Origin of the sequence: Streptomyces sp. V4I8 (assembly GCF_041261225.1) — a bacterium.
Taxonomy (GTDB): Bacteria; Actinomycetota; Actinomycetes; order Streptomycetales; family Streptomycetaceae; genus Streptomyces.
Genome location: NZ_JBGCCN010000001.1, coordinates 6,004,519 through 6,026,317 on the forward strand (window position 1 = coordinate 6,004,519; position 21,799 = coordinate 6,026,317).

General features: G+C 69.8%; 13 protein-coding genes, 2 pseudogenes and 1 riboswitch. Of the genes and pseudogenes, 10 read left to right on the forward strand and 5 right to left on the reverse strand.

Annotated features, from left to right (window positions below):
* Window positions 1–11: 11 nt before the first annotated feature.
* From nuoL to recQ, 4 genes are all read left to right on the forward strand, one after another.
* Window positions 12–1,976 carry an NADH-quinone oxidoreductase subunit L gene (gene nuoL / locus ABIE67_RS27375; protein WP_370262720.1) on the forward strand — a complete coding sequence of 655 codons (1,965 nt, stop codon included), beginning with the start codon at window positions 12–14 and terminating at the stop codon, window positions 1,974–1,976.
* 5 nt (window positions 1,977–1,981) lie between these two features.
* On the forward strand, window positions 1,982–3,553 hold the full coding sequence (locus ABIE67_RS27380; protein WP_370262725.1) for an NADH-quinone oxidoreductase subunit M: 1,572 nt from the start codon (window positions 1,982–1,984) through the stop codon (window positions 3,551–3,553).
* A complete protein-coding gene (nuoN, locus tag ABIE67_RS27385) occupies window positions 3,550–5,199 on the forward strand; it encodes an NADH-quinone oxidoreductase subunit NuoN (RefSeq protein ID WP_370262730.1) in 1,650 nt (549 codons plus the stop codon). The genes ABIE67_RS27380 and nuoN overlap by 4 nt, the downstream gene beginning before the upstream one ends.
* Window positions 5,200–5,425: 226 nt before the next feature.
* Window positions 5,426–7,441 carry a DNA helicase RecQ gene (recQ, locus tag ABIE67_RS27390; RefSeq protein ID WP_370269004.1) on the forward strand — a complete coding sequence of 672 codons (2,016 nt, stop codon included), beginning with the start codon at window positions 5,426–5,428 and terminating at the stop codon, window positions 7,439–7,441.
* 69 nt (window positions 7,442–7,510) lie between these two features.
* On the opposite strand, the gene ABIE67_RS27395 is transcribed toward recQ, so the two are convergent.
* Window positions 7,511–8,449: a M56 family metallopeptidase gene (locus ABIE67_RS27395; protein WP_370262734.1), complete on the reverse strand. Its 939-nt coding sequence runs from the start codon at window positions 8,447–8,449 to the stop codon at window positions 7,511–7,513.
* A 319-nt stretch (window positions 8,450–8,768) separates the two neighbouring features.
* The gene (gene fahA, locus ABIE67_RS27400; protein WP_370262737.1) at window positions 8,769–9,992 is read right to left on the reverse strand and encodes a fumarylacetoacetase; all 1,224 of its coding nucleotides are present in this window, start codon (window positions 9,990–9,992) and stop codon (window positions 8,769–8,771) included.
* A 324-nt stretch (window positions 9,993–10,316) separates the two neighbouring features.
* On the opposite strand from fahA, the gene ABIE67_RS27405 reads away from it, so the two are divergent.
* Entirely contained in the window at window positions 10,317–11,147 is an 831-nt protein-coding gene (locus tag ABIE67_RS27405) for an HAD family hydrolase (RefSeq protein WP_370262741.1), read from the forward strand.
* Between the two features lie 33 nt (window positions 11,148–11,180).
* On the opposite strand, the gene ABIE67_RS27410 is transcribed toward ABIE67_RS27405, so the two are convergent.
* The 3 genes and pseudogenes from ABIE67_RS27410 to ABIE67_RS27420 all read right to left on the reverse strand — a co-directional run bounded on the left by ABIE67_RS27410 (window position 11,181) and on the right by ABIE67_RS27420 (window position 15,530).
* A complete protein-coding gene (locus tag ABIE67_RS27410) occupies window positions 11,181–11,954 on the reverse strand; it encodes a transglycosylase SLT domain-containing protein (protein WP_370262745.1) in 774 nt (257 codons plus the stop codon).
* Window positions 11,955–11,959: 5 nt separating this feature from the next.
* A riboswitch (cyclic di-AMP (ydaO/yuaA leader) is annotated at window positions 11,960–12,144 on the reverse strand.
* 272 nt (window positions 12,145–12,416) lie between these two features.
* Window positions 12,417–14,458: pseudogene (locus ABIE67_RS27415) on the reverse strand (CocE/NonD family hydrolase).
* 103 nt (window positions 14,459–14,561) lie between these two features.
* A pseudogene (locus tag ABIE67_RS27420) lies at window positions 14,562–15,530 on the reverse strand (peptide MFS transporter).
* Between the two features lie 207 nt (window positions 15,531–15,737).
* Here ABIE67_RS27420 and ABIE67_RS27425 point away from each other — a divergent pair.
* The 5 genes from ABIE67_RS27425 (at window position 15,738) to ABIE67_RS27445 (ending at window position 21,729) form a co-directional block, all read left to right on the forward strand.
* The gene (locus ABIE67_RS27425; protein WP_370262749.1) at window positions 15,738–16,748 is read left to right on the forward strand and encodes a polyprenyl synthetase family protein; all 1,011 of its coding nucleotides are present in this window, start codon (window positions 15,738–15,740) and stop codon (window positions 16,746–16,748) included.
* 263 nt (window positions 16,749–17,011) lie between these two features.
* Window positions 17,012–17,974, forward strand: coding sequence for a CHRD domain-containing protein (locus ABIE67_RS27430; protein ID WP_370262752.1), 963 nt, complete (start codon window positions 17,012–17,014; stop codon window positions 17,972–17,974).
* A 300-nt stretch (window positions 17,975–18,274) separates the two neighbouring features.
* Window positions 18,275–19,555: an outer membrane lipoprotein carrier protein LolA gene (locus ABIE67_RS27435; protein ID WP_370262756.1), complete on the forward strand. Its 1,281-nt coding sequence runs from the start codon at window positions 18,275–18,277 to the stop codon at window positions 19,553–19,555.
* A 115-nt stretch (window positions 19,556–19,670) separates the two neighbouring features.
* Window positions 19,671–20,741 carry an ABC transporter ATP-binding protein gene (locus ABIE67_RS27440; RefSeq protein WP_370262760.1) on the forward strand — a complete coding sequence of 357 codons (1,071 nt, stop codon included), beginning with the start codon at window positions 19,671–19,673 and terminating at the stop codon, window positions 20,739–20,741.
* The gene (locus ABIE67_RS27445; RefSeq protein WP_370262762.1) at window positions 20,728–21,729 is read left to right on the forward strand and encodes an ABC transporter permease; all 1,002 of its coding nucleotides are present in this window, start codon (window positions 20,728–20,730) and stop codon (window positions 21,727–21,729) included. Before ABIE67_RS27440 ends, ABIE67_RS27445 begins: the two co-directional genes overlap by 14 nt.
* Window positions 21,730–21,799 lie beyond the last annotated feature (70 nt).

The following is a 21,799-nucleotide window of genomic DNA, read 5'->3' on the forward strand; positions in this document are numbered from 1 at the left end:
TCGGAAGAATCGTGGAGAACCTGATTGCGCTGCTGATCGCGGCGCCATTGCTCGGAGCGGCCGTACTGCTGTGCGGCGGCCGGCGGCTCGACGCCGTCGGCCACTGGATCGGCACGCTCCTGTCGTTCGTCTCCTTCGCCTTCGGTGTGGTCCTCTTCGCCGACCTGCTCGGCAAGAGTGCCGAGGACCGGACCCTGACGAGCCACCTGTTCAGCTGGATCCCGGTCGAGGGCTTCCAGGCGGACATCGCCTTCCGCCTGGACCAGCTGTCGATGACGTTCGTGCTGCTGATCACCGGCGTCGGCTCGCTGATCCACCTGTACTCGGTCGGGTACATGGAGCACGACGAGCGGCGCCGCCGCTTCTTCGGCTATCTGAACCTGTTCCTCGCGGCGATGCTGCTGCTCGTCCTCGCCGACAACTACCTGCTCCTCTACGTCGGCTGGGAGGGCGTGGGTCTCGCCTCCTACCTGCTGATCGGCTTCTGGCAGCACAAGCCCAGCGCCGCCACCGCCGCGAAGAAGGCCTTCTTGGTCAACCGCGTCGGCGACATGGGCCTGTCGATCGCGATCATGATGATGTTCCTGTGGTTCGGCACATTCGCCTTCGGGCCGGTGCTCGGCGGCGAGGGGGAGCCCGGCCTGGTCGGTGACGCGAGCGAGGGCAAGCTCACCGCCATCGGCCTGATGCTGCTGCTCGCCGCCTGCGGCAAGTCCGCCCAGGTGCCGCTGCAGTCCTGGCTCGGGGACGCGATGGAGGGCCCGACCCCGGTCTCGGCCCTCATCCACGCCGCGACGATGGTGACCGCGGGCGTCTACCTGATCGTCCGCTCCGGAGCCATCTTCAACGCCGCGCCGGACGCGCAGCTGGTGGTCACCATCGTCGGAGCCGTCACGCTCCTCTTCGGTGCGATCGTCGGTTGCGCGAAGGACGACATCAAGAAGGCGCTGGCCGGCTCGACCATGTCGCAGATCGGCTACATGGTCCTCGCCGCGGGCCTCGGCCCCATCGGCTACGTCTTCGCGATCATGCACCTGGTGACGCACGGCTTCTTCAAGGCCGGGCTGTTCCTCGGCGCCGGTTCGGTCATGCACGGCATGAACGACGAGGTCGACATGCGCAAGTACGGCGGTCTGCGCAAGTACATGCCGGTCACCTTCGTCACGTTCGGCCTCGGCTACCTCGCCATCATCGGCTTCCCGGGGCTGTCCGGCTTCTTCTCCAAGGACAAGATCATCGAGGCGGCGTTCGCCAAGGGCGGCACCGAGGGCTGGATCCTCGGCGGCTGTGCGCTGCTGGGCGCCGCCATCACGGCGTACTACATGACGCGCGTGATGCTGATGACGTTCTTCGGAGAGGAGCGCTGGCGTCACGCGAAGACCGCGTCGCCGGCCGAGCCCGGCGTGGAGCCCGCCGCCGAGACACACGGCGAGCATGCGGAGCCGCACCCGCACGAGTCGCCCAGGGTCATGACGATCCCCATGATCGTGCTGGCCGTCGGGTCGGTGGCCGGTGGTGCGTTCTTCAGCATCGGCGACCGCTTCGTGCACTGGCTGGAGCCCATCACCGGGCACGCCCACGGCCATCCGCCGATCGGCGCGGCAGCGGTCACCAGCGCGACCGTGGCGTGCATGATCATCGGCGTCGCCATCGCCTATGGCCAGTACGGCCGTCGTCCGGTTCCCGCGGTCGCCCCGCGCGGGTCGCTGCTCACCCGGGCCGCCCGGCGCGACCTGCTCCAGGACGACTTCAACCACGTCGTCCTCGTACGCGGCGGCGAACACCTCACGCGCTCCCTGGTGTACGTCGACCACACCCTGGTCGACGGCGTCGTCAACGGCACGGCGGCGTCGATGGGCGGCCTGTCCGGACGGATGCGCAGGCTGCAGAACGGCTTCGCGCGGTCGTACGCGGTCTCGATGTTCGGCGGTGCGGCGATCCTCATCGCCGCGACCCTGCTGATGAGGGCGGTCTGATACCGATGTCCTTTCCTCTGCTGACAGCTACGGCGGTGCTCCCGGCGATCGGGGCGATCGCCACGGCCGCCGTACCGGCCGCGCAGCGCACCGCCGCCAAATGGCTGGCGCTGCTCGTCTCGCTCGGCACGCTCGCCCTCGCGATCACCGTCCTGGTCCGCTTCGACCCGGACGGCGACCGCTACCAGCTCACTGAATCCCACGCCTGGATCGCGGACTTCGGGGTGCGCTACGAACTCGGCGTGGACGGCATCGCGGTGGCGCTGGTCGCGCTGACGGCGCTGCTGATCCCGTTCATCATCCTCGCGGGCTGGCACGACGCCGACCCGCTGGAGACCGGCAGCAGCCGTTGGCGGCCGACGCAGGGCTTCTTCGCCCTGATCCTGGCCGTCGAGGCGATGGTGATCATCTCCTTCGAGGCCACCGACGTCTTCCTCTTCTACATCTTCTTCGAAGCCATGCTCATCCCGATGTACTTCCTCATCGGAGGCTTCGGGGACCGTGCCCACGAGCACGGCGAGAAGGTGGCGTCGACGCAACGGTCGTACGCGGCAGTGAAGTTCCTGCTCTACAACCTGGTCGGCGGTCTGATCATGCTGGCCGCGGTGATCGGCCTCTATGTGGTCGCCGGGAACTTCAGCCTCCAGGAGATCGCCGAGGCCCGCGCCAACGGCACGCTCGACATGGCGACCAACACCGAACGCTGGCTGTTCCTCGGCTTCTTCTTCGCCTTCGCCGTGAAGGCACCCCTGTGGCCGCTGCACACCTGGCTGCCCAACGCGATGGGGGAGGCCACCACACCGGTCGCCGTCCTCATCACGGCGGTCGTCGACAAGGTGGGCACGTTCGCGATGCTCCGCTTCTGCCTCCAGCTGTTCCCGGAGGCCAGCAAGTGGGCGACGCCCGCGATCCTCGTGCTGGCGCTGATCAGCATCATCTACGGGGCGCTGCTCGCGGTCGGCCAGCGCGACATGAAGCGTCTGATCGCGTACGCGTCGATCTCGCACTTCGGCTTCATCATCATGGGCATCTTCGCGATGACCAGCCAGGGCCAGTCCGGCGCGACGCTGTACATGGTCAACCACGGGATCTCGACGGCCGCGTTGATGCTGGTGGCCGGGTTCCTGATCTCCCGGCGCGGCTCGCGGCTCATCGCCGACTACGGCGGTGTGCAGAAGGTCGCCCCGGTGCTCGCCGGCACCTTCCTGATCGGTGGTCTGGCGACCCTGTCGCTGCCGGGACTGGCACCCTTCGTCAGTGAGTTCCTGGTCCTGGTCGGCACGTTCACGCGCTACCCGGTGATCGGCATCATCGCCACCTTCGGCATCGTGCTCGCCGCGCTCTACACCCTCGTCCTCTACCAGAGGACGATGACGGGCCCGGTGAAGCCGGAGGTCTCCGCCATGCCCGACCTCAGGGTGCGTGAGCTCGTGGTCGTCGCCCCGCTGGTCGTACTGCTGATCTTCCTGGGCGTCTACCCGAAGCCCGTCACGGACATCGTCAACCCGGCGGTCAAGCAGACCATGTCCGACGTACAGAAGAAGGACCCCCAGCCTGAGGTGGAGGCGGCCAAGTGAGCGCAACAGCTGTCCACAGCCTGTGGACAACCGCGGCCGATCCGATCTCGAAGATCGACTCGCCGAAGATCGAGTACGGCCAACTGTCTCCCACCCTGATCATCATCGGCGCGGCGATCGTCGGGGTGCTGATCGAGGCGGTCGTCCCGCGCAAGGCTCGTTACTACGCGCAGGTGTTCGTCTCCACCGTGGCGCTCGTCGCGGCCTTCGCCGCGGTCGTGGCGCTCGCGGCCGACGGATACGCCACGACCAAGGCGGGCATCGCCGCGATGGGCGCGATCGCGGTCGACGGGCCGGCCCTCTTCCTGCAGGGCACGATCCTGCTGGCGGGCCTGGTCGGCCTGTTCACCTTCGCCGAACGGCGACTCGACCCCGCGGCACACGGCAACCGGGTCGACTCCTTCGCCGCGCAGGCCGCGTCCGTGCCGGGCAGTGACAGCGAGAAGGCCGCGGTGAAGGCCGGGTTCACCACCACCGAGGTGTTCCCGCTGCTGATGTTCGCGGTCGCCGGCATGCTGATCTTCCCGGCGGCCAACGACCTGCTGACCCTGTTCATCGCCCTGGAAGTCTTCTCGCTCCCGCTGTACCTGATGTGCGCGCTGGCCCGCCGCAAGCGGCTCATGTCGCAGGAGGCCGCGGTCAAGTACTTCCTGTTGGGTGCCTTCGCGTCCGCGTTCACCCTGTTCGGTATCGCACTGCTGTACGGCTACGCGGGCTCCGTGTCCTACGCGGCGATCGCGCAGGTCGTCGACGGTACGGTCCCGGAGGTCACCCCGGCCCTCGCGGACACCATGGGCAACGACGCGCTGCTGCTCGTCGGCGCCGCGATGATCGTCATGGGTCTGCTGTTCAAGGTGGGCGCGGTGCCGTTCCACATGTGGACGCCCGACGTCTACCAGGGTGCCCCGACCCCGGTGACCGGGTTCATGGCGGCGGCGACGAAGGTGGCCGCCTTCGGTGCGCTGCTGCGGATCCTGTACGTCGTGCTGCCCGGCCTGCGCTGGGACTGGCGGCCGGTCATGTGGGGCGTCGCGATCGTCACCATGCTGGGCGGTGCCATCGTCGCGATCACGCAGACCGACATCAAGCGGCTGCTGGCGTACTCGTCCATCGCGCACGCCGGGTTCATCCTCGCGGGTGTCATCGCGACCACGCCGGACGGGGTGTCCTCCGTTCTCTTCTACCTGGCCGCGTACTCGTTCGTGACGATCGGGGCGTTCGCCGTGGTGACGCTGGTGCGGGACGCCGGCGGTGAGGCGACACATCTGTCCAACTGGGCTGGTCTGGGCCGACGTTCGCCGCTGGTCGCGGCCGTGTTCGCGGTGTTCCTGCTGGCCTTCGCCGGCATTCCGCTGACCTCCGGTTTCGCCGGGAAGTTCGCCGTGTTCAAGGCGGCGGCGGAGGGCGGGGCGGCCCCTCTGGTCGTGGTCGGTGTGATCTCGTCGGCGATCGCGGCGTTCTTCTACATCCGCGTCATCGTGCTGATGTTCTTCAGCGAGCCGAGGCCCGAGGGCCCGACGGTCGCCGTTCCGTCGCCGCTGACGATGACGGCGATCGGGGTCGGTGTGGCGGTCACGCTGGTGCTGGGTGTGGCGCCGCAGTACTTCCTGGATCTGGCGAGTACGGCGGGGGTGTTCGTGCGCTGACTCGGCGCCCGCGCGTACGGCCCGCTTGTACGGCAGCGGCCCGGCTTCCCTCGGGGGGACGCCGGGCCGCTGTGATGTGGAGAGGCCCGCCCGCTCGCCGGTCACGCAAGGCTGCCGGCCGATCACGAACGGGTGAGGCGTGAGCCTGTGGATAACTCCGGTGCTGTCGGTGGCGACCCCTATCGTGGAGGCAGTGGTCGAGGGACGACGTACGGGGGGCACGACGATGGGTGCGACGGGCGGGATCAGCGAGATGCCAACGGTGACCGAGGCGGCACGGGCGGGCGACAGCGAGGCGCTGGCCGCGCTGCACCGGGTCTTCGGATACGAGGCCTTCCGCGGTGAGCAGGAAGCCGTCATCGAGCATGTGGTGGCCGGTGGTGACGCCGTCGTGCTCATGCCGACCGGCGGCGGCAAGTCGCTCTGCTACCAGATTCCGTCCCTGGTCAGACCGGGTACGGGCATCGTCGTCTCGCCCCTCATCGCGCTGATGCAGGACCAGGTGGACGCGCTGCGGGCGCTCGGTGTGCGTGCCGGGTTCGTCAACTCCACGCAGGACTTCGACGAGCGGCGCGTGGTGGAGGCGGAGTTCCTGGCGGGTGAGCTGGACCTGCTCTACCTCGCGCCGGAGCGACTGCGGCTCGACTCGACACTGGACCTGCTGTCGCGCGGCAAGATCGCGGTGTTCGCGATCGACGAGGCGCACTGCGTGTCCCAGTGGGGCCACGACTTCCGCCCCGACTATCTGGCCCTCTCGCTGCTAGGCGAGCGCTGGCCGGAGGTCCCCCGGATCGCGCTCACGGCCACGGCCACGCATGCGACGCACCAGGAGATCACCCAGCGGCTGCACATGCCGACCGCCCGGCACTTCGTGGCGAGCTTCGACCGGCCCAACATCCAGTACCGGATCGTGCCGAAGGCGGACCCGAAGAAGCAGCTCCTGAGCTTCCTGCGCGAGGAGCACGCGGGCGACGCGGGCATCGTGTACTGCCTGTCCCGCAAGTCCGTGGAGGCGACGGCCGAGTTCCTGAGCCGCAACGGCATCGAGGCGGTGCCGTACCACGCGGGCCTGGACGCGGGCACGCGCGCGGCGCACCAGTCCCGGTTCCTTCGGGAGGAGGGGCTGGTCGTGGTCGCCACCATCGCCTTCGGGATGGGCATCGACAAGCCGGACGTGCGGTTCGTCGCCCACCTCGACCTGCCGAAGTCGGTCGAGGGCTACTACCAGGAGACGGGCCGCGCCGGCCGCGACGGCCTGCCCTCCACGGCCTGGATGGCCTACGGCCTCAACGACGTCATACAGCAGCGCAAGCTGATCCAGTCGGGCGAGGGCGACGAGGCGTTCCGGCGCCGGGCCGCCTCGCACCTGGACGCGATGCTGGCGCTCTGCGAGACGGCTCAGTGCAGACGCGGACAGCTGCTCGCCTACTTCGGTCAGGACCCCGATGCGGCGGGCTGCGGCAACTGCGACACCTGCCTGACACCGCCGGAGACCTGGGACGGCACGATCGCGGCGCAGAAGGTGCTGTCGACGGTGGTGCGGCTGCAGCGCGAGCGGGGGCAGAAGTTCGGCGCGCTGCAGATCGTCGACATCCTGCTGGGCAAGCGCACCGGCAAGGTGATCCAGTTCGACCACGACCAGCTGTCCGTGTTCGGTATCGGCGAGGAGCTGAGCGAGGGCGAATGGCGGGGGGTCATCCGGCAGTTGCTCGCGCAGGGGCTGCTGGCGGTCGAGGGGGAGTACGGGACGCTCGTGCTGACCGAGGCCAGCGGCACCGTGCTGCGGCGGGAGCGGGAGGTGCCGCTGCGGAAGGAGCCGAAGAAGCCGGTGACCTCGCGGTCGGCGTCGGGGTCGGGTGCCGCGGGTTCCGGGCGCGGAGAGCGCAAGGCCAAGGCGGCGGTGGCCGAGTTGCCGGAGGAGCTGGTACCGGCCTTCGAGGCGCTGCGGGCCTGGCGGGCCGAGCAGGCTCGCGAGCAGGGGGTTCCGGCCTATGTGATCTTCCATGACGCGACGCTGCGGGAGATCGTGACGGTGTGGCCCGCGTCCGTGCGGGAGCTCGGTGGCGTCGGCGGGGTGGGGGAGAAGAAGCTGGCGACGTACGGGGAGGGCGTGCTGGAGGTGCTGGGCTCCGTGCGCGGGGAGTCCGGCGCGGGGGCGGCGGCTGAGGCGAACCCGGGGGCGGATCACGACGCGGCGGACGACTGGCCCGAGATGGACGCGGAGCCGGAGGACTGGGCCTAGGGGCGGGAGGCGCGCCCGGCGATCAGCCGGACGAGTCGCCCAGTCGGCCGCCATGGCGGTCCGTAGGCCTCAGCCCAGTGCCGTCAGCCCCGGGGCGAACGTGATCAGGAGCGGGAGCAGCGGTACCAGTGCTGCCAGCGTCGTGGTGAGGGCGCGGTCACGGCGGCCCAGGCGTGGGGGTGGCTGGAGGAGGCGGTTGACGCGTTCGCCCAGGAGGCGGTGGGTGGAGGCGCAGGAGAGGACGCCTCGGTGCTGATTGAGCTCGATCAGGGCCAGAGCCGTCGTCAGGTGACCGCAGCGGCGGGACGCCGTGTCGTCGGCGGCCAGTTCGACCAGGCGGTGGGTCTGGTCGCAGAAGTGGGCGAACAGCGGGATGCGGGGGAAGCCGGTGGCGAGGGCGGTCGAGAGGTGGAGGAGCCAGTCGTGGCGGGCGCGGGCGTGGCCGCGTTCATGGGTGAGGACGGCGTCGAGCTGGTGGTCGGTGAGGCGGTGCAGGGCGCCGGTGGTGACGATCAGCTGGGCCGGGTTGCCGGGCATCCACCAGGCGTCCGGGTACTCGTCCTCCAGGACCAGGAGGGGGCCACGCGCTGCGGGCAGCCCGGCCGGCAGGTCGGGGGCACGTTCGAGCAGGTGGGCCCGGGCCTGGCTGCGGCGGCGGCGGGCCTCGGCGAGTTCGCGTCCCAGCATCGCGGTGGTCCAGGCGGCACCGCAGGCCAGGAGCAGGGTCAGGACGACGGCCCAGGCCGGTGCGGACGAGAGGTCGTACGCCGCGGTCACCGCGGGCGGCGCGGGGGCGAAGAGCTGCGCGCGTACGGTGCCGAAGACGGCGGCGGCGCCCAAGGCCAGCGCCGTCAGGCAGCACAGCAGGACGGTGGCGACCAGGCACTGCCACACCCAGAGCGCGACCACGGGTTCCCGTTCGGGCCACGAGGCCCGGGTCAGCGCACGCGGAACGGGCACGGCTGCTGTCAGAGCGACGGTGCTCAACAGGAGCAGGCAGAAGGTCATGCCGGAGGCTCCGGATCCTGGTCAGGGGAGGTGCGCGGGCGGCCATGCGGGGCGGTGGGCGAGGAACACACCACCGCCAGCCAGTATGACGGTGACGGTCGCCGGAGTCAGCGGTGAAGAGTCGCCGAACTCGCCGCAGGGCACCGTGCGTACGCCGACACGGCCCGTGCCCCTCTTCCCGTGGCAGGCCCCAGGCCCGCAGTCAACTGACCTACCGCCAGCAGGCGTTCATCCGCCGAATCGTGAACGCGAGCCTCACACGGCCACGGTCGGCCGGCGACGCCGGCGGGGCTGCCGCCGGCGTCTCCCCGGTCTCGTGTCAGTTGCCGGCTACAACCTGCCCGGTGACCTCGCCCAGCCCCACCCGAATCCCGCCCGGTCCAGGAGCCCAGGCGGACAGGGTCACCACGTCGCCGTCCTCCAGGAACGTGCGCTTGCCGTCGGGGAGTTCGAGAGGGTCCCGGCCGTTCCAGGTCAGCTCCAGCAGGGAGCCGCGCTCGCGTTCGGTGGGGCCGCTCACCGTGCCGGAGCCGTAGAGGTCGCCGGTGCGGAGGGAGGCGCCGTTCACGGTCATGTGGGCGAGCTGCTGGGCGGCCGTCCAGTACATGGTGGAGAAGGGGGGCTCGGAGACGACGTGGCCGTTGATGGCCACCGAGATGCGCAGGTCGTAGCCGCCGGGTTCCGCTGCGGAGCCGGAGTCGTCCAGGTACGGCAGCAGGGGGTGCGTCCGCTCCGGCGCTGCCACCCGTGCCTCCTCCAGCGCGTCCAGCGGGGTGATCCACGCCGACACCGACGTGGCGAAGGACTTGCCGAGGAACGGGCCGAGGGGGACGTACTCCCAGGCCTGGAGGTCGCGTGCCGACCAGTCGTTGAGGAGGCACAGGCCGAAGACGTGCTCCCGGAAGTCGCCGAGCGCCACCGGCTTGCCCATGTCCGACGGCGTCCCGACCACGAAGCCGACCTCGGCCTCGATGTCCAGGCGGACCGAGGGGCCGAACACCGGGGCCGGATCAGTGGGGGCCTTGCGCTGGCCGGACGGGCGTACGACATCCGTGCCGGACACGACCACCGTGCCGGAGCGGCCGTGGTAACCGATCGGCAGGTGCTTCCAGTTGGGGGTGAGGGAGTCCGCGGCGTCGGGGCGGAAGATCTGGCCGACGTTCCGGGCATGGTTCTCGGAGGCGTAGAAGTCGACGTAGTCCGCGACCTCGAAGGGGAGGTGCAGGGTCACCGAGGACAGGGGGTGGAACAGGTCCGCGACGGCCTCCTGGTGCGCCGGGACCGTCACCCACGCCGTCAGCGCGCGGCGCACGTCCGACCAGGTGGTGTGGCCCGCGGCGAGCAGCGGGTTCAGGGAGTCCTGGGCGAGCAGCGGGGCGTACGGCGAGCCGAGCGCGTAGGCCGCCTTGCCCGCGTCGAGGACGTGGTCGCCGAGCCGGACGCCTACCCGGCGTGCGGAGTCCGAGCCGGGGAGGGAGAAGACGCCGTACGGAAGGTTGTGCGTGCCGAAGGGATCGCCCTCGGGGAGATCAAAGGGGGGCATGGGGTGCTGCCTCACTCTCGTACGCTCCGTGCCATGTGGTCGGGCCACACGTTACGGGTGAGGCGGCGGTCTTGGGCAGTGCGGAGCTCGCGTCGCCGAGGCCGGCGAATCACCAGGTCGCGGCACCCGGTCGACGCTCGAGCGCCCCCGCGGCAAGACGATGACGCGGCCGACGGACCACGTGGGAGTGAAATCGCAACAAGCGGAAGGAAGTTGCGCACACGGAAACACAATCCGAACCGGAACAGGTGTCAACACATGTGAACACAGCAGCCGTCCGGTTCACATCGAGTCGATGGGGCTTCCTGTCCGTATTCTCTGATCATGGCCCCACCCATCGCATATTCACTCATCGCCACTGACCTGGACGGGACGCTGCTCCGAGGCGACGACACGCTCTCCGACCGCTCCCTCGACGCGCTCGCGCAGGTCGCGGCGGCCGGTGCCCAGCACCTCGTCGTGACGGGGCGGCCGGCGCCCAGAGTGCGGCCGCTCCTCGACGTCCTGGGCAGCCGGGGGCTCGCGGTGTGCGGACAGGGCGCGCAGTTGTACGTCGCCGGCGCGGACCGTCTGTTGTGGTCCATCACCCTGGACCGGGAGTTGGCGGAGACCGCGCTCGGCAAGATCGAGGCCGAGGTCGGGGAGGTGTACGCGGCCGTCGACCAGGACGGCGTCGACGGGCTCACGCTCATCGAACCCGGGTACCTGATGCCCCATCCCACCCTGCCCGCCGTACGCGTCCAGCACCGCGACGACCTGTGGTGCGAGCCGATCAGCAAGGTGCTGCTGCGCCATCCCACCCTGTCCGACGACGAGTTGGCGGCGACGGCACGCTCGGTCGTCGGTTCCCTCGCCACGGTCACCATGTCCGGGCCCGGGACCGTCGAACTCCAGCCATGCGGCATCACCAAGGCGACCGGTCTCGCGCTCGCCGCCGAGCATCTCGGTCTGGGCGCGCACGAGACCATCGCCTTCGGGGACATGCCCAACGACATCCCCATGTTCGACTGGGCCGCACGTGGGGTGGCGATGGCCAACGCCCACCCCGAACTCAAGGCGGTCGCCGACGAGATCACCCTGTCGAACGAGGACGACGGCATCGCCGTCGTCCTCGAGAGACTGTTCGCGGGCAGGCTGGTCGATTTCGTCCAGTAGGGACGAATTGGCCGAGCGTGTCCCGTGTTGGGCTTAGTAGGGCCCGTTCACGTTGTCGATCGAGCCGTAACGCGCGGCCGCGTAGTTGCACGCGGCCGCGATGTTCGCGACCGGGTCGAAGGGGTCGTACACCGTCCCCGGCACGTGGTACGCCGCGAAGGTGGGGTCGATGACCTGCAGGAGGCCCTTGGACGGGGTGCCCGCGGCGGCGTTGGAGTCCCAGTTGTTGATGGCCTGGGGGTTGCCGGACGACTCGCGCATGATGTTGCGGTGAATGCCCTCGTACGACCCCGGGATTCCGTTCTGTCCCATGATGTCCAGGGCGTTGCGGATCCAGCCGTCGAGGTTGTTCGGGAACGTCTTCACCGAGGACTGGGTGGCCTGGGCGACGGCGGACTTCTTGGCGGGAGCGGACGCCTTGTCGGCCGTCCGGGTCGACGTGTCGGCCTTCTTGGTCGCCCGGACCTGCAGGTCGACGCCCGGGTGGATCAGCCGGGGGTTGTCGCCGACGGTCTTGCGGTTGTCCTTGTACAGCTGCTTCCAGCCGCCCTGCGCGTCGTACCGCTCCGCGATGCCATAGAGCGAATCACCCTTTTTCGTGGTGTACGTGATGGTCTTGGCCTTCGCCGCGGAGGGAGCGGACTGGGGTGCCGCCTGGGCGGCGGTGGGGGCCTGAGCCGGCTGGGCGGCGCTCGCGGCGGTGGCGCTCAGCAGCGGGAGCGCGAGAGCGGCGGTGCCGGTGCCGGCCATGGCGACGCGGCGGGTGAGCGGGTTGGTGCGGGGGCGGCGGTGCTTGCCTCGGGACATGGCGCTGTTCCTCTCCGGCGCCTGCGAGGTGAGCTGTCGGGTTCGGGCGGGAGATGCCCGGCCGCGCCGCCGTACGGCAGCGCGACTTCACCCCTAGCCGGTCCGGTGCGCCATCAAGGCGTCCGTCCCGGCGGCTTACCTGGGTCCCCCGCTCCTGCCGTACGTGTGTGAGTTCCGTGGGTGGATGACTCGGGCGGCGGCAGGATTCGGCGTCCGCCCGACTGAGCGGGAACGTATGCGAGAGCACATGTCCGGAACAAGTGCCGTAGTCACCTGTCGTGCCGGTTGACCATGGTCTGGCGTGTATGGGGTGCTTGATCCTTTGCGGTTGCCAAGTCTCAACTTGCTTGTGAAGCAAGGGGAGGCGAGGGCGCTCCGGGTGGGGTGGGCGGCCGGGTGGGCGTGACCCAACTCACTGCCATCCATAAGAGCGGCAAATCGGGCAATGGATCCAACTCGCCTTTAACCGGCTGTCCGTGGAGTCCGTTTCTCCCATGTACGGTGGAAAAGTACCTCTTCGCCCTCCGGGTAGATCATCTCGTTGGAGGTGACGAAGTAGTGCCGGACGAAGTCGTGCCGGTCGCAGCTGATCTCCGAGCGGGTCCGCACCGTCGCGTCCCATGCGAGCTCCGGGCGGTGCAGACGGATCGACCAGTCCGAGCGGGTGCGGGCCGACAGCGGGTCCGCCTCGTTGATCGTGTACGTCTCCAGCGCGTCCTCGGTGAACTCCAGACCGTCGGGGTACACGCGCGTGCCGCCGTAACCCGAGTCGACCTCCAGGCGCCACTCGCCCATGGCCACGTCCCGCACGACCAGCCGCTCGGGGCGCGGCTCGTCCGGCGTGACGGGCGGGTTCACGCCGAGCGGCTCCGCCTGCTCCGGTTCCTCGAAGGTGATCGCCGAGCCGTCCGCCGTGCCGTCTGCCGCCTCGTCCCCCGATTCACCCAACGCACGTGCGCGTACCGAAAGTTCCAGTGCGCTGCCCGCCGGTTCCAGGCCGAAGCCCGCCGCCGAGTCCGGCTGGGGCCAGATCCACGGCCAGTACGCGGAGGAGACGGCGAGGCGGATGCGGTGACCGGGCGGGGAGGCGTGTCCGATGCCGTTGAGTTCGAACGTCACGTCCTCGGTGGCGCCCGGCTCCCACGGCACCACGCGGTCGCGGCCATGACGCGCCGACAGGTTCAGCAGGCCCCGGGTGACCAGGGTCGAGGAACCGCTCGGCGCCATGTCGCAGAGCCGGGCGACGACCTGCCCGCGCGGCACCTCCGACCTCAGCCGCACCCCGGGCCGCCCCAACACCCAGGTCTCCTCGCCCACTTCGAACTCGAAGCACGCCGAGCGCGCGTCCTCCTCCCACTGGTCGGGCGGCAGGTCGGCGTCGTTGCCGAAGGGGAAGAAACGACCGGCGTCGATGCCGGTGTGCAGGGGGGAGCGCACCAGGACGGGGGCGCCCTGGAAGGCGTACGTCACCGTGCGCACGTGGGGAGAGGGCCAGGCCGGCTCGCCGACCCGGCGGCCGGGCAGCGTGGGGTACACCGTGGCCGGGCGGTGCGAGTCGCTGACGTAGGAACGCAGGAGGGGCTCGGACATGACGCCTGTGTCCTCGTCCTTGAGCCAGTGGTCCCACCAGCGCAGGGTCTTCTTGAGGAAGCCGATCGCCGGGCCCGGCGGCAGGCCGCGGTCGGGGTACTGGTGCGATTAGGGGCCGATCAGGCCCCGGACGCGGTCGGCGGGCAGGTGCTCGACCAGGCGCAGGACGGTGTCGCGGTACGGGTCGTGCCAGCCGCCCACCGCCAGGACGGCGGCGTCGATCGCGCCGTAGTCCTCGCAGACGCTGCCGTGGCGCCAGTAGTCGTCGTGGGTCTGGTGGCCGAGCCAGGTGTGCAGGAACGGTTCGACGGCCTCCAGCCGCTTGAGCCACATGTCCCGCCAGGCATCGCCGGCATACAGCGGGTCCGGCGGCCGGGCGACGAAGGCGAGCATGGTCGACGCCCACGCGTGCATATCGACGGCGAGGACGGAACCTCCCATGCAGTGCACGTCGTTGTCATAGCGATCGCCCGTCGAGCAGACCGTGACGATCGCCTTGAGCGGCTCGGGCGCGAGGGCCGCGATCTGGAGGGAGTTGAAGCCGCCCCAGGAGATGCCGAACATGCCGACCTTGCCGTTGCACCAGGGCTGCGCCGCCAGCCAGTCGACCACCTCGATCCCGTCGGCCAGCTCCGTCGCCGAGTACTCGTCCGTCGGCATGCCCTCGCTGTTGCCGTGGCCCGGATGTCCACGCGCACGGAGGCGTAGCCGCGGCCGGCGTACCAGGGGTGGCGCTGCTGGTCGCGGGGCGCGGTCCAGTCGGTGAGGCGGTACGGCAGGTATTCGAGGAGCGCCGGTACGGGCTCGTCCGTCAGGAGGCGCCACACGCGCGCGTACAGCAGGGTCCCGTCCGGGAGCGGGATACGGAGGTCGTGGTGGGTCGTCTCGTAGGGGAAGGACGTACGGATGTGCATGAGCGGGATCCCCGTCGGGTCAGTGGTGGACCGGGTGCGACGTGTCGGGACAGCGCACCGGGCGCCGCGTGTCCGGTCAGTGCACCGGGTGCTACGTGTCCGGTCAGTGCACCGGGCGCATCGTGCGGCGCAGCCAGCGTGTCGCGGCCATCACGGCGAGCCCCGCGGCCACCGCGATCGCGCCGTTGACGCCGAAGTAGGCGGGCTGGGAGACGTCGTCGTAGAGCTTGACCGTCTGGGCCTGGAGGCCGTTGGCCAGGGCGAGGGAGAGGAACCAGAGGGACATGGTCTGGCCGGCGAAGGCGGCCGGGGCGAGCTTGGTCGTGGCCGACATGCCGGAGGTCTCCAGCAGGATGTCGCCGAGGCCGAGCAGCAGGTACGAACTTATGGCGGCCGGGGCCGGCGCGAACTCGGCGGCCTGCTTCCGTCCGCCCAGGTGCCGGCGGCCGACGACGTACTGGATCAGACCGAACGTCATGCCGATCGCGGCCGCCGAGAAGCCCCAGTGTCAGCCCTTGTGGTCGCCGAGCCGGCCGGTGACGAGCGGGCCGGCGAAGGCGCCGATGTTGATCGCCATGTAGTAGCGCGCGAAGCCGGCGTCCCGACGGTCGTCGTCGGTGCGGTAGAGCTTGCCGACCATGGTGGCCACGTTGGGCTTGAGGAGTCCCGTGCCCGCGCTGATCAGACCGAGGCCCACCCACGTCATGCCGCCGGCCGGCACCGCCATGGCGTAGTCGCCGCAGGCGATCAGGATGCCGCCCCACAGCACCGCGCGGTACGAGCCGAGGATGCGGTCGGCGAGCCGGCCGCCGGCGACGGAGACCAGATGGACGAGGGTGCCGTAGGCGGCGGAGACGGAGGCGGCGGTCCCGGCCGACATGCCCATACCGCCGTGGGCGACCGTGTCGGCGAAGTACAGGACGAGGATGGCCTGCATGCCGAGGAACGAAAAGCGTTCTCAGACCTCCAGGCCGGAGAGCGTGAGAAGGCCTCGGGGCCGGCCGAAGAAGGCGCGGTCGTCGTGCGACGGCGGCTCGCATTCGGGCTGGATATCGACTTCGGTTCGGAACACGGCCCGCTACTTCCCTATAAGTCGATGGATATCCGGCCTTATCACGTGATCAAAAACATACCCGCCGTGATCCGATACCGCCCGTGGTGGACGGGTGGGCGGCATCGGTGATCGAAACTTGACCGGATACGCTGACTTGAGTGATGGCAGCGACCTATCGACAAACCGTGTAACCGCCAGTAGACACCAGCAGACAGGAGACCCCTCGTGACCGTCGTCGGGCCGTTCGGGCTGAGCGTGCGGGACCAGGCTCTGGAAGCCGATGTCCAGGCCGGATTGGCGGCTGTCGAGGAGGGATTGCTCGAAGCCACCAAGAGTGAGGTCCCCTTCATCACCGAGGCCGCCCAGCATCTGGTGCGGGCGGGTGGAAAGCGGTTCCGGCCGCTGCTCGTGATGCTCGCTGCCCGGTTCGGGGACCGGTATGCGCCGGGAGTCGTGCCGTCGGCGGTGGTGGTGGAGCTGACCCATCTGGCGACGCTGTACCACGACGACGTCATGGACGAGGCGGAGGTGCGGCGGGGCGTCGACAGCGCGAACACCCGCTGGGGCAACTCGGTCGCCGTCCTGACCGGGGACTTCCTGTTCGCGCGTGCCTCGCACATCCTCGCCGACCTCGGGCCCGAGGCGGTGCGGGTGCAGGCCGAGGCGTTCGAGCGACTGGTCACCGGGCAGATCCTGGAGACGGCGGGACCGCAGGACGGCCGGGATCCGGTCGAGCACTACCTCGATGTGCTCAGCGGGAAGACCGGGTCGCTGGTGGCGGTCTCGTGCCGGTTCGGCGCGATGATGTCGGGCGCCGACGAGACGGTGGTCGATGTACTGACCCAGTACGGGGAGCGGCTGGGGGTCGCCTTCCAGCTGGCGGATGACGTACTGGACATCGCGAGCGACTCCCATGAGTCCGGGAAGACGCCGGGTACGGATCTCCGGGAGGGGATTCCGACGCTGCCGGTGCTGCGGTTGCGGGAGCGGGCCGAGCGGTTGGGGCTGGCGGAGGACATCGCGTTGTGCGAGTTGCTGGACTCCGATCTGAGTGATGACGCGCGGCTCGCGGAGGCGTTGGCTCAGCTTCGGGTGCATCCGGCGCTGGAGCAGGCTCGGCGGGACACGGTGCGGTATGCGGAGGATGCGCGGGCCGCGCTGGCGCCGTTGCCGGACATTGATGCCAAGGCCGCGTTGATGGAGTTGTGCGACGCCGTTGTGCATCGGGCCGGGTAGTTTCGCCCCCGCCGCCCCTACCCGTCCCATCCCTTGAAGGGGCTCCGCCCCATCCACCCCTTCCACCCCCCGCCAGGGGGCTGCCGCCCCCTGGACCCCCGCTGTCGGCCTTCGGCCTCGTCCTCAAACGCCGGACGGGCTGAGAGGGTGTCGTACGTCACAGAGTTGGACTGAGTCCAAAGTGAGATCACCCCCGTATGGCTACCCAGAAGCTGACGCAGGGGGTGTCAGCTGTCATACGGGGAGAAAACAGCATCATGGGCATGAGCGCGACGTTCTCGAAGGGCCGTAAGAGCCTGATCGTCACCGCTGTCGCGGTGGCTGCCGCCGGTGGGGTCGCCGCCGCGGTGATTCCCGCCTTCGCCGCCGGAGGCGACGCACCAGGGAGCGCGGGTACGGTCCTCGCCGCCAGTCTTCGCGGGGCGAACGAGGTGCCCGTCGAGGGTGGCCCGGCCGTCGGGGACAAGGACGGGGCCGCCCTGCAGTTCGTGAAGGTCAGGGGCGACAAGGTGTCCGTGGCCGTCACCTGGCGCGGCACCGGCAAGCCGACCGCCCTCCACATCCACCAGGGCGCCAAGGGCACCAACGGCGGCATCAAGGTCGACTTCGGCGGCCTCCTCGAAAAGGGCAAGGGCAAAGGCAAGGGCGCGGGCCACAGCCTCACCGGCACCGTCACAGTGAAGGAACCCGTCCTGCTCAACGCCCTGAAGACCGACCCGAGTTCCTTCTACGTCAACCTCCACACCGCCGAGTTCCCGGGCGGGGCCGTCCGAGGTCAGCTCCACAAGGTCACCGTCGCCGAGTTCGACTTCCGGGACGCGCTGCACAACTTCCAGGCGTCCGTCATCAAGGGCAAGCAGATCTACGAGTGCAAGCCGGCCGAGGGCGGCGGGTACGCCTTCACCCAGCGGGACGTCAGCGCCGTACTCGGCGGCCGTATCGCGCACTCCTTCGTCGCGCCCAACTCCGGTACGCCGCAGTGGATCGCGCGGGACGGCAGTGCGGTGACGGGGGCCGTCATCTCCAGGACGCCGAACGGTGACGGGAACATCCCCGAGCTCGATCTGAAGGCCGGCCAGTCCGGAAAGCACCGCGGACTGCTCGCCGACACGGCCGAGATCCTGCGGCTGAACACCGTCGGCGGCGTCGCCCCGGCCGGCTCCTGCACGCCCGGCGCCATCGTCGGGGTGCCCTACCAGGCCGACTACGTGTTCATCGACGGCTGATCGGCTTCACCGACGGCTGATCGGCGCGAGCGCCTCGCGCGCACAGCGGCGCCTTCCCCGGTCGACCCCTACGGGTCGGGGGAGGCGCCGCCTGTGTGTGTCATACCGCAGGTGTACGTGGAGTTGGCTCCGAAGGCTGACGAATCTCCCTGGCGGATTTGGTCAGATGGACACCACGGACATCACCACTCCTCACCGATTCGGGTGAGAATGGCGGCTCAGGGGTGGACGAGTGCGGGGTCGTAAGACTCGCGGGGAACGAGAAGGGCAGCCGCCGCCGACGACGGAGGTAGGGCACACATGGCACCGTACGAATCCGACGACAGTACGACCACCGGGGAGGTCGACGACCTGTCCTCGGGGCGGCGCAAGGCCGCGCGGTACGTCGTCCCGGTCGCGGTGGTGGGAGTCGCGGCGGCGACCATCGGGCTCGTCCCGGCGCTCGCCGACTCCGGCGACCCGGACCTGCCGGAGATCACCGCGGCGCAACTCATCGAGAAGATCGGCCAGTCGGACGTACAGCAGTTGTCCGGCACCGTGAAGATCAGCACCGATCTGGGACTGCCGGACCTCGGCGGGCTGGGGGCCGGCTTCGCCTCCGGCGCCATGGGGTCGGGGTCGGGTGACGGATCGTCCGCAGATCCGTCGGCCAAGCTCACCGAGCTGGCCTCCGGCACGCACACCCTGCGTGTCGCCCTCGACGGCGAGAACAAGCAGAAGCTCTCCCTGCTGGAGAACGCGTCCGAGTACAGCCTCATCCACAACGGCAAGGACGTCTGGGGCTACGACAGCAAGTCGAACGAGGTCTTCCACGGCACCGCCGAGGAGGCGAAGGACGGGCAGGCCAAGGGCGGGCAGAAGAAGGAAGACGTTCCCGCCACGCCGAAGGACTTCGCCGAGGAGGCCCTCAAGGCGGTCGACGACACCACGTCCGTCACCGTCGACGGCACGGCGCAGATCGCGGGCCGGGACGCGTACCGGCTGCTCATCAAGCCGAAGAAGTCCGGGACCACGGTCGGCGCGATCACCGTCGCCGTGGACGCCAGGACCGGCATGCCGCTGAAGTTCACGCTGACCCCGTCGAGCGGCGGCGCGGCAGTGATCGACGCGGGCTTCACCCAGGTCAGCTTCGCCAAGCCGGCCGCCTCCACGTTCGACTTCACCCCGCCCAAGGGTGCGAACGTCACCGAGGAGGACGAGCTGGAGGGGAGGGCCCGGGAACACGGCTCCACGAAGTCCGAGGACGAGCTGCGCAAGGAGTTCGACAAGGAACTCGGCGGCCTGAAGTCCGAGGACAAGCTCGGCAAGGCGCCCGAGGGCCGTCCCGAGGTCATCGGCGAGGGCTGGAACTCCGTGGCCGTCTTCGACACCGGCGGCGAGGGCGTCCCCTCCGGCGCCGAGGTCGGCGGCGACATGGGTGGCTTCCTCGACTCCCTGGGCGACAAGGTCACCGGCAAGTTCGGCTCGGGCACGGTCTTCAAGACCCGCCTGATCAACGCCCTGGTCACGGACGACGGCAAGGTCTATGTGGGCGCGGTCGACAAGAACGCGCTCGTTGAGGCGGCCGACTCCGGGAAGTGAACGCGGAATCGGGAACCGGATCCGGTTACCGGTGGGTTGATCCGGTAACCGGCCGGCCGGTGTAGACGTACCACGATCGACGTACCCCTAGGAGCCCGAGGAGTCCGAGGAACCCATGGAGGAACCGCCCGCCGCGGAGGCCGACGAGGTCGATCAGTCCGACGAGGTCGATCAGTCCGGTGAGATCGATCAGGCAGGCCCGGTCGATGAGGTCGGCCGGGCCGATCAGACCGACCCGGTCGACCACGTCGCCGACACGGTGATCGCCACCCGCGCCCTCACCAAGCGCTACCGCGGCGGGCAGCTCGCCGTGGACGGTCTCGATCTGACCGTCCCGGCGGGCAGCGTCTTCGGGTTCCTCGGCCCGAACGGCTCGGGCAAGACCACCACCATCCGCATGCTGATGGGCCTGATCGAACCCACCTCCGGTACCGCGCGCGTGCTCGGGCAGCCCATGCCCCGGTCCGCGCGCGCCGTACTGCCGCACGTCGGCGCGCTCATCGAGGGGCCCGCCCTGTACGGCTTCCTCTCCGGCCGCGACAACCTCATCCGGTACGACGCCGCCGACCCGACCGCCGATCCGCGCACCCGGCGCGCCCGCGTGGCGACCGCGCTGGACCGGGTGGGCCTGACGGCCGCCGGCAGCAAGAAGGCCAAGGCGTACTCGCTCGGCATGAAACAACGGCTGGGACTCGCGGCCGCGCTCCTCCAGCCACGCCGGCTCCTCGTCCTCGACGAGCCGACCAACGGGCTGGACCCGCAGGGCATGCGCGAGATCCGTGCTCTGATCAGGGAGTTGGCGTCCGACGGCACGACCGTCTTCCTCTCCTCCCACCTCCTCGACGAGATCGAACAGGTCTGCACGCACGCGGCCGTGATGGCACAGGGCCGGCTGATCACCCAGGGCGCGGTCGCGGACCTGGCGGCGGGAACACGCGGCCGGCTCGTCGTGACCACGCCCGACACCGGGGACGCGGCCCGGGTGCTGAAGGAGCAGGGCGCCGGTGACGTCGTCATCACCGACGACCGGGTGACCGCCGAGCAGCCTCCGGACCGTGATCTCGCCGACGTCAACGCGGCGTTGGTGACCGCCGGAGTCCGCGTCCGGGGCTTCGGCGTCGAACGGGCCTCCCTGGAAGACGCGTTCGTGGCACTCACGGGGGAGGGGTTCGATGTCGCAGGCTGAAGCCGCCCGGCAGGGCGGCGCGATCGAAGGGGCCCGGAAGGACAGGGAGGGCAGGAAGGACAGGGAAGGCGGGAAGGACAGAGAAGGCGGGAAGGACAGGGAGGGTAGGGAGGTCAGGAAGGACAGGGAGTTCAGAAAGGTCAGCCCCTTGTGGACCTTCGGCCTCCTCCGCAGCGAACTGCTCACCACCTTCCGGCGCTGGCGCACCCTCGCGCTGCTCGCCGTCCTGGCCGCCGTGCCGATCCTGGTCGGGATCGCCGTGAAGATCGAGACCGGCGACGGCGGGTCGATGGGAGGCGGTGGACCGCAGGGCGGCGGCCCGGCGTTCATCTCGCAGATCACCAACAACGGCCTGTTCCTGGTGTTCACCGCACTCGCCGCGACGCTCCCGTTCTTCCTGCCCATGGCGATCGGCGTCATCGCGGGCGACGCGATAGCGGGCGAGGCGAACGCGGGCACCCTGCGCTATCTCCTGGTCGCCCCCGCCGGCCGCACCCGTCTGCTCCTCACCAAGTACGCGACCACGATGGCCTTCTGCCTGGTGGCCACCCTCGTGGTCGCGGTCTCGGCGCTCACGGTCGGGGCGCTGCTCTTCCCGCTGGGCGAGCTGACGACCATCTCCGGCACCCGGATCAGCTTCGCGGAGGGGCTGGGCAGAGCGCTGCTGATCGCCCTGGTCGTCGCCGCGTCACTCATAGGGGTGGCGGCCCTCGGCCTGTTCGTCTCGACGCTGACCAACAGCGGCATCGCGGCGATGGCGACGACCGTCGGTCTGCTGATCACCATCCAGATCCTCGACCAGATCCCCCAGCTCCACGCGATCCAGCCGTACTTCTTCTCCCACTACTGGCTGTCCTTCGCCGACCTGATGCGCGAACCCGTCTACTGGGACGACCTCGTCAAGAACCTGGGGATTCAGGCCCTCTATGCGGCCGTGTTCGGGTCGGCGGCATGGGCGAGGTTCACGACGAAGGACATCACGGCGTAGCGCTCCGCTCGGACACCTGGGTGTCGCGGCTCGGGCGGCTTCAGTCCGGGTATCGGCTCGGGCGGCCTCA